This is a genomic window from Archangium sp. (genome assembly GCF_036388035.1).
Taxonomy (GTDB): Bacteria; Myxococcota; Myxococcia; order Myxococcales; family Myxococcaceae; genus Archangium.
Map to the genome: position 1 here is coordinate 1 of NZ_DASVSO010000938.1, position 11,814 is coordinate 11,814.

Annotated in this window: 9 protein-coding genes and 1 pseudogene; 5 read left to right on the plus strand and 5 right to left on the minus strand. The window is 67.3% G+C overall.

The genetic code is table 11. The features are described from left to right. The 5 genes and pseudogenes from VF697_RS38995 to VF697_RS39015 all read right to left on the minus strand — a co-directional run. Positions 1-499: pseudogene (locus tag VF697_RS38995) on the minus strand (hypothetical protein); the annotation flags it as partial. Positions 500-595: 96 nt separating this feature from the next. Next, positions 596-2,656, minus strand: a complete 2,061-nt coding sequence (locus VF697_RS39000) for a S46 family peptidase (protein WP_331103182.1) — start codon at positions 2,654-2,656, stop codon at positions 596-598. 149 nt (positions 2,657-2,805) lie between these two features. After that, positions 2,806-3,213: a hypothetical protein gene (locus tag VF697_RS39005; protein WP_331103184.1), complete on the minus strand. Its 408-nt coding sequence runs from the start codon at positions 3,211-3,213 to the stop codon at positions 2,806-2,808. Between the two features lie 11 nt (positions 3,214-3,224). Then, complete coding sequence (locus VF697_RS39010) at positions 3,225-3,818, minus strand: hypothetical protein (RefSeq protein ID WP_331103186.1); 594 nt, start codon at positions 3,816-3,818, stop codon at positions 3,225-3,227. 100 nt (positions 3,819-3,918) lie between these two features. Then, positions 3,919-4,521 carry an SEL1-like repeat protein gene (locus VF697_RS39015; RefSeq protein ID WP_331103187.1) on the minus strand — a complete coding sequence of 201 codons (603 nt, stop codon included), beginning with the start codon at positions 4,519-4,521 and terminating at the stop codon, positions 3,919-3,921. 201 nt (positions 4,522-4,722) lie between these two features. Here VF697_RS39015 and VF697_RS39020 point away from each other — a divergent pair, with 201 nt between their 5' ends. The 5 genes from VF697_RS39020 to VF697_RS39040 form a co-directional block, all read left to right on the plus strand. Continuing rightward, complete coding sequence (locus tag VF697_RS39020) at positions 4,723-5,784, plus strand: acyl-CoA desaturase (RefSeq protein ID WP_331103189.1); 1,062 nt, start codon at positions 4,723-4,725, stop codon at positions 5,782-5,784. 115 nt (positions 5,785-5,899) lie between these two features. Then, positions 5,900-6,970: an SGNH/GDSL hydrolase family protein gene (locus VF697_RS39025; RefSeq protein WP_331103191.1), complete on the plus strand. Its 1,071-nt coding sequence runs from the start codon at positions 5,900-5,902 to the stop codon at positions 6,968-6,970. Positions 6,971-7,276: 306 nt separating this feature from the next. Further along, the gene (locus tag VF697_RS39030; protein ID WP_331103193.1) at positions 7,277-8,458 is read left to right on the plus strand and encodes a heparin lyase I family protein; all 1,182 of its coding nucleotides are present in this window, start codon (positions 7,277-7,279) and stop codon (positions 8,456-8,458) included. Between the two features lie 236 nt (positions 8,459-8,694). Beyond that, positions 8,695-10,032 carry a hybrid sensor histidine kinase/response regulator gene (locus tag VF697_RS39035; RefSeq protein ID WP_331103195.1) on the plus strand — a complete coding sequence of 446 codons (1,338 nt, stop codon included), beginning with the start codon at positions 8,695-8,697 and terminating at the stop codon, positions 10,030-10,032. A gap of 50 nt (positions 10,033-10,082) precedes the next feature. Then, positions 10,083-11,814: HAMP domain-containing protein (locus tag VF697_RS39040; RefSeq protein WP_331103197.1), on the plus strand; the 1,732-nt coding region annotated here is incomplete at its 3' end.

Genomic DNA, 11,814 nt, shown 5'->3' on the forward strand with positions numbered 1-11,814 from the left:
TGCTGCCCACGGACTCGTCGGGGACGAAGCGCAGCGGCTGCTCGCCGGTGGGCGTGCGCACGTCGTACTCCTCCGGGCGGATGCCGCCCCCCGGCAGTCCGTCATTGCCAGGACCCGGCAAGCGGCTCGCCGACCAGTCCGGCTGCTTCGCGTCATGGAGGGGGGACCCCTCGGGGCTGCGGCTGGAGCGGATGACCCACACCGAGGAGCGCGCCGGGGCCTCCCGCTTGCCGATGACGGTGTAGCGGTGCCAGTAGCCGGCGACCTTCGAACCGGCGAACTCCTCGCGCCACTCCGTCTGCAACACGAAGCCGGGCGCGTCCTCCCGGTACCTGTACCCGCCCTCCTGGAACCAGGCCTGCACCGCGGGCCAGACCTCTTCCAGGGGGTGCTCGTAGACGGCCTCGTCCTGCCGCTCCACCCGGAGGGCGCCCTGTCGCGAGGCGCACCCCACCAGCCCCCCCAACAGGAGAACCGGAATGAAGATGGCCACTCGCATCCAAAACCTCCCTGGGCGTGACGCCCGCGGACGTCTTAACGACGCCGACACGCGGACATACTGCCTGGAAATGAGCAGATTTTCGCGGGAGTTGTCCTACCCGCCCCCACCCTGCCCCAGCTCCTCCAGCAACCGGCGGGCGTCGTAGACCTTCCGGAGGCCCTCCAGGATGCCCTGGCTGTGTACGGAGACGGTGCGGTTGACGGCCTCATCGAAGCCGTACTCGCCGCCCAGGGACTGGATGTTGCCATCGAAGACGATGCCGACGATCTCCGCTTCCTTGTTGAAGAGGGGAGAGCCCGAGTTGCCGCCGATGATGTCGTTGGAGCTCACGAAGTTGAATGGCGTCTGGAGCTCCAGGTGGGGCTTCGCCTTCAGCCAGCTTGGAGGCAGGCGGAAAGGGTCCTCCCCGGTGGCGCGCTCGTAGAGGCCGGAGATGAAGGTGAAGGGCTCGACCGTCTTCCCCTCCTCCGAATAGCCCTTCACCTGTCCGAAGGACAGCCGGAGCGTGAAGGTGGCATCCGGGTAGGTGCTGGTGCCGTAGGCCTCGAAGCGGGCACGGGCGATGAGCTCGCCGTTCTTGTCGACGACGGACTCCACCTCCTCCTCGTAGCGCTTGCGGACGGCCCGCGCCTCGTCCTCCAAGGAGCGGATGAGCTCCAGCATCGGGTCCTTCGCGCCGCGGATGGCGGCCGGGCCGCCCTGGTAGAGCTGCTGGCGGACCTGGGGGCTGGCCAGCTTCGAGCCCGCCACCAGCTTGCGCGCGAGCGCCTGCGGGGACTGCTTGCCCAGCACCTTCTTCACCACCGGATCATCCGGCCCGAGCTGCTCGCGCAGCTTCGTCAGGTAGAAGGTGAGCAGGGCCTGCTCCAGTGGGGGGTAGACGGGCGCCGGGCTGAAGAGCTGCTGCTCCAGCTCCGGCTTGCGCGCCTCGGCGTACTCCTCCAGCCGCTGCTCGTTGGGCTTGGGCAGCTCCTCGGCCGAGCGTGCGAGTAGACGCGCGTAGCCGAAGAGGTCCGAGCCCGTCCCGGCGCTCTGCTCCAGCAGCCGCAGCCGGATGCGCAGGTCCCGCAGGGTGTCCGTGGACTTCGCGATGTTGTCCCACGCCTGGCCGTAGCGCTTCTGGCGCTCGGGGTCCGCCTTCACCCAGTCGCGCAGCTTCTGCTCCTCGGCCACCTTCTTGGCGAAGAAGTCCCGGTCCACCAGCGCCTCGCGCTGGCCCACCAGCGCCTTGTAGGCGTTCTCCACGCCGAACTTGAGGTTGTTGGAGATGCGGGTGAGCTCGGGGCCGCGCTGCTGGAACTCGTCGAGCAACCCGCGGAGCTGCGCCAGGTAGAAGAGGCGCTCGGGCAGGGCGTAGTCGCGTTGATAGAGGAGCTGGGCCTGCGTCAGCAGGCGCGAGGTGCCACCCGGGTGCCCGGACACGAAGGTGAGTTCGCCGGCCTGCGCCCCCCTGGCCGACCAGCGGAGGTAGTCGTCCACCTTGGCCGGCTTGCCGTCCTGGTACACGCGCACGAAGGACACGTCGTAGGCGTAGCGGGGGAACTCGAAGTTGTCCGGGTCCCCGCCGAAGAAGGCGATGGCCTCCTCGGGAGCGAACACCAGCCGCACGTCCTGGAAGCGCTGGTACTTGTAGAGGTTGTACATGCCGCCCTGGTACAGCGACACCACGTCACAGCGGACGTCGGGCGCGGTAGCGCACCCCTTCTCCAACCGGGCGAGCTCCGCCCGCTGCGCCTCTCGGAAGGCCGCGCCCTCCTTGCCCTGCGTGGCCTTCGTCACCTGCTCGGTGACGTCGGAGATCTCCACCAGCCTGTTGATCTCCATCGCCGGGCACTGCCGCTCCTGCTGCGCGGTGGACGCGTAGAAGCCCTTCACGATGTGGTCGTTCTGTGAAGTGGAGAGCTGCTGCACGCACTCGCGCACGCAGTGGTGGTTGGTCATCACCAGCCCGGTGGGAGACACGAAGCTGGCCGAGCAGCCGCCAGCGATCCGGGCGGAGGAGAGCCGGACCTTCCGCAGCCATTCCGGGCTGGGCGCGAAGCCGTACCGGGCCTTCACCAGCTCGGAGGGGAAGTTATTGAAGGTCCACATCCCCTCGTCGGCCCGGGCGAGCCCGGCGGCGAGCAGGATGAGGACAGGGAGCAACCGTGTCATGCGGGGTCTCCTTGGCGCATATCTCGCGCCGGATTGGCGCCCACCGTGGCAGGCGGGTCAAAACCTTGTGTGGACGAGCAGGACACATCCGTCCGCCCGGACACGCTCGCCCCGGGAAGGGTGACAGCCACCGGACGGACGCCGCTGAGCTACGAATCCCGCTCGAGCTCTTCTACGGAGGGAAGTCTGGGCGCGGGAATCAAGAACCACGTTTCCTTGCGCTGACGCACCACCCAAAACGGGTTGCCCGCGACCTCCACAATGGTGCCGAAGCGGGGCTCCGACTGCGTGTGTAACCAATTGATGGCCTCGGACATGTTCTGAAAGGACTGCTCGGCGCGCAACGACCGTTCTGCGGCGCCTTCGACATCCCGGAGATAGTCCTGGAAGTCCTCCAGCTTGCCTTGGACATGAATGAAATGGATTGCCTCGGCCGCGGACCTGATGGCCTTGACGTCCTCGGGTGTACGCGCCTCTTCGTGCGCCAGTTTCTCGAGCACACCGAGAGTGCTCTCCATGTCGAATTTCTTGGACATGTCCGACGGATCGGTGCTCATGCGGCTACCCACTAAAATACGGCAATCGGGGCCAGGACCAACAAACCTCCGGCCACTGAAACCACAACAAAAGCAAAGCCCGCAGCGAATACGACGCTTCCGACAGCAATCTCTCTTCGATGGCGTTTCACCCACTCGACAGCGTTATGGATGCTAGGAAACGCCATTGCTTTCTGGCCGGTTGTTTCCAAGCATGTCATGTACTCCTTCAGGCATTTCTCCCTGCAATACTGATTGTGGTCGTATTTCTTGTAGCTACGGGGGTAGGGTGGTTTTCGCTTCCAGCAGCGCCTGAAACAATCGATCTGCTCTTGAGCACAGTCGCGCTGACTTTGTGAAGCGAACTCGACAGAGCCCACAAGCCCGGTGCCCACTTCCGAGTCGTCAGGCTCCGGCCAATCAAACTCTGTACTGCGTAGCCAGACATGCGCGGTATCAACCCCCTGGGGGCCTTTGATGACAAGGACGTAGTTGATGACATCTGGAGGTTGTTCCGCCTGGCCCGGGTGTGTCGCCACAGCTGGCGTGGCGCAGCCCACGGTGGAAACCCAAGCGCACAGCGCGACGATCCAACGGGCGCCCGTCTCATGCTTGAAAATGCCCACGCGGACTCCCCGGGTCGTCGAGTCAAAACCTGGAGGCGCAATCCGAACATGGGCCACGTGTGACGCTCCATGGAAACGTCACGCCCTCGAAGCGTTCTCTTCACTCAGGTTCAATGTCGAACGTAATGAGGTAGTCCGACTCGAATGCTTCTCCATCGAAGGTGGGGAGCTTGTAGCGGAAGGAGGAGACGGCTGAGAGGATCCGCTCCCGCCGGCTCGCGCCCATCACGGGCACCACCACCTGGCAGTTGCGCGGCACCCCGGGCTCCACCAGCCGGCAGTGGAGCTTGATGACCTCCTGCTTCTCGAAAGGCACGGGCTTCGTGGCGCCGGAGCGCGGGGGACGAGAACCGAGGCGCTCGGGCTTCTTCAACCGCAGGGACAGCGTCTCGCAGGCCTCCCTCACATGCCCGTTGCACGCCTTGGAGAGCAGCGACACCGCCTGGATGGGGTCCTTCTGGACGCCCCTGCCGGACGCGAAGGCCATGCCCCGCTCGTAGCACTGGCGGGCTGTCGCAACGGTACACACCTCGGTCTCGGGAGGAGGAACACGCTCCGTCTCTCCCGAGCCGAACGAGCCCAGCGCCGCGGGCCGTATCTTGTCGACGAGCGGTCGCTGGGGATCCTCCCTCCGGAGGAGCGCGCACCCGGACAGCACGACCACCCAGGCGCATCCCAGCCCCGCCACGGCCCACCGTCTCATGAGGAGTCCAGACATGGCCTCGATGCTACCAGCCCCAGAATGGCGGGAGCGTGCCACGCGCTCCGACACGTAGACGACAGGCACCGCGGGTGAGGGTCTGATGCACGCCTGACACGTCATCCCGCTGTGACGGCGCGCCGCTTGGATTCGACACGAGGGCTCGGCGATGATGGGCACCCCCGCCTCAGCCAAGAGCCTCCGTTGTCCACCCTCCCCGCTCCCGCACAGACGCCCCCCACGCCCGACCCGCTCGGGCTCCACCTCCCCGCATCCACCGAGACGCCCGAGACCCTGAGCGGGGCCCGACGGGCCCTGGTGCTCTTCGTCATCCAAGGCGTGCCGCTGCTCGGCTTCGGCGCCGGGGTGTGGCTCTTCCTGCGCGAGGGCGTCAGTGCGTTGAATGCCGGCCTGCTGGTGGGGATGTACCTACTCACCATGACGGGCGTGGAGGTGGGCCTGCACCGCTACTTCGCGCACCGCACCTTCGAGACGACGCGCCCCCTGCGTGCCCTCCTCCTCATCCTCGGCTCGATGGCGGGACAGGGCTCGGCCCTGCTGTGGAGCGCCGTCCACCGCGTGCACCACGCCCACACCGACCAGCCGGGGGACCTGCACTCGCCGGTGCTCGGCCGCAACGGCGCGTGGGACAAGTTCCGCGGGTGGTTCTGGGCCCAGTTCCTCTGGTACCTCGACGTGCCGGCCATCCCGCGCTTCGGCCGCCTCCTGGACCGACACCTCGAGTCGCCAGCGGACCTCCTGGCCTCCAAGGAGGAGGACCAGGTGCACCGCTTCGCGCGCACCCTCCCCGACCTCCTGCGCGATGGGCCGCTCGTGCGCCTCAACCAGCGCTATGGCACCTGGGTGCTGCTCGGCTTCGTGCTGCCCACCCTGGTCGGCGGCCTCGCCACGCTGTCGTGGGAGGGCGCGCTGCGCGGGCTCGTCTGGGGTGGCTTCGTCCGCTACTACCTCGTCCAGCAGATCTCCTTCGCCATCAACTCGGTGGGGCACACCGTCGGCGTGCGCCCCCTGGGCAGCCGGGATTACAGCCGCAACAACGTGGTGATGGCGGTGCTGACGCTCGGCGCGGGCTGGCACAACAACCACCATGCCTTCCCCGGCTCGGCCCGCGTCGACTTCCGCTGGTGGCAGGTGGACCTGGGCGGCCTCCTCATCCGCCTGTTGGCGCGGCTCGGGCTCGCCTGGGACATCCGCCAGCCCTCCCCGGAGGCCATCTCCGCGCGAGCCTCGACTCCCATGTCCTGACGGAGGAAACATGCCCAGCCGCTTCGTGCTTCTCGCAGGTGCCCTCTCGGTCCTCGTCGCATGCGGCCACCCCGAACCACAGCAGACCCCCCCGCAAGAGACGCCGAGCGAAGAGATGCCCACCGAGGAGACGCCCACCGAGCCCACCTGGGTGACGGTCCCTCCCACGGATTCGCGTCTGCAATACACCGGGCGCGTGGAGGTCTCGTCGGCGTCCGCCGTGTTCTCCCATCCCGGGGTCTCCATCAAACTCCGGTTCAAGGGGGATGCGATCGAGTTGCTGCTGAAGGACCACGGCACGGGGAACGAGCAGACGACCAACCACTACCAGCTCACCCTCGATGGCCAGTCGCCGGTGAAGCTCGCGGTCCGCGCGAGCCAGACCGTGTATGAGCTGGGTCGGAACCTCCCACCGGGCGAGCACACCGTCGAGCTCATCAAGCTGACGGAGAGCTATGTCGGCCGGAGCGAGCTGCAAGGCTTCCGGATCCACGGGCAGCTCCTGGCTCCGCCGGCCCGGCCGGCCCCGCGGCTGGAGTTCATTGGAGACTCCATCACCTGCGGTTACGGCAACGAGGTGTCCCTCCTGGAGTCCCAGAATCCGACGACGGGCTTCCACTCCGTCAACGAGAACATCACCCGGGCCTACGGCTCGCTCACCGCGCGCAACCTGGGCGCCGAGGCGATGACGGTCTGCTATTCGGGCCGAGGGATGTATCGCAACAACACCGGGAGCACGACGAACACGCTCCCGCAGATCTACGACCGCGTCCTGCCCGACCAGGCCGCGCCGCGCTGGGACTTCACGCGCTACACCCCCGACATCGTGGTGCTCAACCTGGGCACGAATGACTTCGCCCCGGGGACGCCGGACGCCACCCGGTTCCAGGCCGCCTATACGGACTTCGTCGCCCAGCTCCGGAGCTACTACCCGCGAGCGAGGATCATCTGCGCCGTGGGCCCCATGCTGAGCGACTCGTACCCCCCGGGGCAGAACCAATGGACCCTCCTCCAGAGCTGGGTGTCCTCGGTGGTGAAGGGCTTCAACGACCGGGGGGATGCCCGCGTGCACTACCTCGCCTTCGAGCGACAGCGCGAGCCCTACGGGGAGGACTGGCACCCCTCGGCCACGACCCACGCGGCCATGGCCACCCGCCTCACGGAGTTCCTCCGCGGCCTTCCGTGAGCGCGACACCCGCGCGCCCAGGCCTCGCCCGGTTGCTCTCTCAACGACCGGGCATCGGGCGCCTGTGTTGAGTACAAAATATTTTTCGCGGATGCTCCCATCCCGTCTGACAACGGCTGCCTCGCGTTGTCATTGAGCAGGAGTTCACGAGCCCCACCCACGTCTGGCCTCTCCGAGCGCCAGGGCGATGAGCCCTGATTGGCGCAACGGGAGGGCTGTACCCGAAAACCCCTCATCCTCCCCCGCCCCCGCGTCACGCGGAGTGGCCTGTCCCTGTCTGTCTTCCATTCATCTCGAGAGTCCCACGTGAAGAAAACCCTTCTGTTGGCTGAAGCGTTGCTCGTCCTCGTCGGTGCCGGCTGCGGCGCCCCCGATACCGAGACCACCGAAGGCCTACCCGAGACGTTCCAGACAGCGACCGACGGGCTGACCGTGCAGAACTGCTCCGCCCTCACCCCCTCCGTGGTGACGGCCTCGGGAAATGACGGCAACCTCCCGGCCAACACGATCGATGATCGGCTCGACACGCGCTGGAGCAACCTCGGCAAGGGCTCGTGGATCCGCTACGACCTGGGCTCGACCCAATCCGTCTCGGGCGCGGCCATCGCCTGGCACCAGGGCAATCAGCGCGCCAGCAACTTCGTCCTGGACGTCTCCTCGGATGGGACGACCTACACGACGGTCTACTCCGGCAGGAGCAGTGGCACGACGACGGAGGCGGAGACCTACTCCTTCGCGGCCCGCACCGCGCGCTACCTGCGCGTCACCGTCAATGGCAACAACCTGAATGACTGGGCCAGCATCGCCGAGACCCGCCCGTGCGCGGCGGCCGTGGCGGGCTCCAGCGTGGTGTGGCGCGGCGACTTCGAGACGGGGAACCACTCGCAGTGGACCCGCACGCAGATGGTGAGCGCGGACCGCCTGCAGGTGGTTCCCTCGCCGGTGCGCCAGGGCCGTTATGCCCTCAAGGCCACCGTCTATCAGGGCGATGACCCCATCAACTCCAGTGGCAACCGCAACGAGCTGGTGCGGATGACGCGGGAGGCGGTGGGCTCGGAGTACTACTACCGCTTCAACACGATGTTCGCCTCGGACTTCCCGAGCGCGAAGACGTGGCAGCTCTTCGCCCAGTGGCACCACGAGGGCGGCAGCGGCTCGCCGCCGGTGGAGTTCTACGTGTATGGCGAGGAGGTCCGCCTGAACATCGGCGGAGACCCGGGTGTCATCGTGTGGAAGGCCCCGCTGGTGCGCGGGCAGTGGCAGGACTTCATCTTCCACGTGAAGTGGTCGCCCGATGCGCGCGTCGGCTTCGTCGAGCTGTACCACAACGGCCAGCTCGTCCTGCCCAAGCGCTCCATCGCCACCATGTTCCCCGGGATGCTCAACTACCTGAAGGTGGGCCTCTACCGCAGCGACACCGTCGCGCAGCGGGGCGTCGTCTACCATGACGGCTGGGTCATGGCCCGCAGCCTCCAGGACGTGCTCTAGGAGACCTGGCGTCTCCCAATTGTCGACAAACGCGCAATGCGTACCGGGCCCTACGTCCGCCAGGGCCGTACCTTTACTCATGGGCTAACAAATTTGATATGGGTGAAGTCGAACAGCGCCCTTGAACCGCGCCTCTCATTCACCTGCCCGCACCGTGACTCGCCTGGTGCGTGCAGCGTTTGAAAGGAAACAAGAGACTCGGAAGGGCGCTCGTCGGTGGGGGGAAGACGCAAACCATGAGCTCCGTATACGTGCCCGCATCCGTGCCCGCGCCGCGTGTCCTGGTCATCGATGACACTCCTTCGCTTCACCAGGACTTCCGCCGGCTGCTCGCCGCCGAGGAGAGCGATGCGTCGCTCTCGGAGTTGAGGGCCTCGCTCTTCGGCACGTACCCGCCCCGGCCCAAGGGGTATTGCTTCGAGGTGGACTCCGCCTTCCAGGGAGAAGAGGGTCTCCAGCGCGTGGGCGCCGCGCGGAAGGAGGGGCGGCCGTACGCCCTGGCCTTCGTCGACGTCCGCATGCCGCCGGGGATGGACGGCGTGGAGACCACCGAGCGCCTCTGGCGAGAGGACCCGGACCTCCAGGTCGTCCTCTGCTCGGCGTACACGGACTATTCCTGGGAGGACGTGGTGCAGCGGCTGGGCATCAGCCAACGGTTGCTCATCCTCCACAAGCCCTTCAAGAGCATGGAGGTGCGCCAGATGGCCCACGCGCTCGCCGAGAAGTGGGAGCTGCTGCGGCGGGATCGCAGACGGCTGACGGAGCTGGAGCAGGCCAACGCCCGGCTGCGGCAGGAGACGGAGGAGCGCATGCGGCTGGAGCTCCAGCTCGCCCGGGCCCAGAAGCTGGAGGCGCTGGGGCGACTCGCCGTCGGCCTGGCGCATGAGGTCAACAACCCCCTGAGCTTCATCATGGCCAACCTCCACCATGTCCAGGGGGAGCTGAAGGCGCTGGCCGCCACACAGCCCGTGGGGGACGTGGAGGAGCTCCAGGAGTCCTGCCACGATGCGCTCCATGGCTGCGAGCGCATCCAGCGGCTGGTGCAGGACGTGCGGGCTTTCTCCCGCGGCAGGAGCTTCCCCGCCGCGCCGGTGGCTCTGGACACGGTGCTGGAGGATGCCCTCGCCATGGCGAACCTTGCCCAGGTGCCGGGGCTGCGGGTCGAGCGGGAGCTGTGCCCGGTGCCGCCCATCCTCGCCGACGAGCATGGGCTGGGACAGGTCTTCCTCAACCTGCTCATCAATGCCCTGCATGCGGTGGCGAACGGGCCCGCCGAGCCCCGCATCCGCGTGGCCACGGGCCTCCATGAGGATGGCCGGGTGTGGGTGGAGGTCCAGGACAATGGCCGAGGCATCGCCTCCGAGCACCTGGGCCGCATCTTCGAGCCCTTCTTCACCACCAAGCCGCCAGGCGTGGGCACCGGGCTGGGCCTGTTCATCTGCCACGGCCTCATCTCCGGGTTCGGCGGCGAGCTCTCCGTGGAGAGCCAGCCGGGCCAGGGCGCTACCTTCCGCCTCCTGCTGCCAGTGGCCCCCGCCGCCCATGCCGGAGCGTTTTCCAGCGCGGTAGCTTGAGCGTCCTGGCGGGCTGAACCCCCCCCTTGGCGTTTCGGGTGGGTCCGTGCATGGATCCACGCTCCAACCCGTTGGGCGTGCTCCATTTCATGTCGACCTCGACTCCTTCCCGCCCTCGGCGCTCCCTGGCCCGCGCGACGCTCCTCCAGATGGGGATACGCATCGCGGTGGTCATTGCCCTGGGCACTCTCTTCAGCTACCTGCACTTGTTCAAGACCCTGCGCGACCAGTCCCTCGTTCAGCTGCAGCGGTCGGTCGTCGAGCGCGGCCAACGCGAGGAGTCCATCTTCGTGTTGGCGGAGGACAACCATGCCCTGCTCAAGAAGGCCCTCCAGGAGCGCATCCAGGCCTTGAGCGAGGAAGAGGTGAGCGCGCGCTTCGAGCGCCTGTTCGTCCAGCTTTCCGATGGGACGATCCGCAACCGTCCCGAGGGCTTCGATGGCACGAAGATGCCGGGCGTCTTCGTGCTCCCCGGAGTGTCCCTCGAGGGGGATTTCCGCCGGCGGGTCGTGGCCTCGTACGACGTGCTCATCCAGAACGGGCCGCTCCTGCTGACCCGCTTCAAGGACACCTACGTCACTCTGCCGGAGGGAGTCATCGTGCTCTTCTGGCCGGAGCGCCCCACCTGGTGTCAGGACGCCAAGCCCACCCTTCCGCTCCTCTCAGACGACTACTTCACCATCAGCCTCCCCCAGAAAAACCCCCAGCGGCGGACGGCCTGGACCGGTGCCTTCGAGGAGTCGGTCTCGAAACTCTGGATGGTCACGGCCTCCACCCCGCTGGACATGGACGGCCGCCATGTCGCCACCCTCCACCATGACGTCCTCCTGGACGAGCTGATGGACCGCACCGCCAGCGGCCACCTGCCCGGCGCGTACAACGTCATCTTCCGCGACGATGGCGAGCTCATCACCCATCCCAAGCTGAAGCTGGAAGGCACCGTCGCCTACAACATCCGCGAGGCCAAGCTGTCCGGAGGCTCCACACAGCTCGGCTCGCCGGAGCTGCGGGCCCACCTGCGGGAGCTCTTCGAGCGGGTGATTGGACGCACGTCCGAACAGACCGTGATGGAGCTGGCGGAGCACGGCGAATACCTCGCCACGACGCGGCTGAAGGGCCCGGGCTGGAACTTCGTCACGGTGCTCCCCGACAGCGCCATCACCGCGCCCGCTCTCGATGCGGCACGCTACGTCCTGGTGTTTGGCCTGGCGTCGCTGATGCTGGAGCTGGCCATCATGTTATTCGTGCTGCGGCAGCAGATCTCCCGCCCGCTGCTGGCCTTCACCCACGCCACCGACCGGATCGCCGCTGGGGACTTCAAGGTCGAGCTGGACAACCGGCGTCAGGACGAGCTGGGACAGCTGGCCCAGGCCTTCCGCCTCATGGCCGACGAGGTCCAGCGGCGCGAGGAGGCCCTGCGACAGGCCAACGAGGGGCTGGAGCAGCGGGTGGACGAGCGCACCCAGGAGCTCAAGGACGTCCACCGGCAACTGGTGCAGGTGGCACGGCAGGCGGGCCGGGCCGAGGTCGCCACCAGCGTGCTGCACAACGTGGGCAACGTGCTCAACAGCGTCCACACCTCGGCCATGCTGGCCAAGGAGCGGCTGGTGAGCCTCCAGGTGGAGGACGTCAGCCACCTGGCCACCCTGCTCGAGGAGCGCCGCAACGACCTCGCCACCTTCCTCACCCAGGATGAGCGCGGCCGGCATGTGATGCCCTTTCTCAGCGGGCTGGGACAGCACCTGCGCAGGGAAACCCATGAGGCCGTGTCGCTGCTCGACG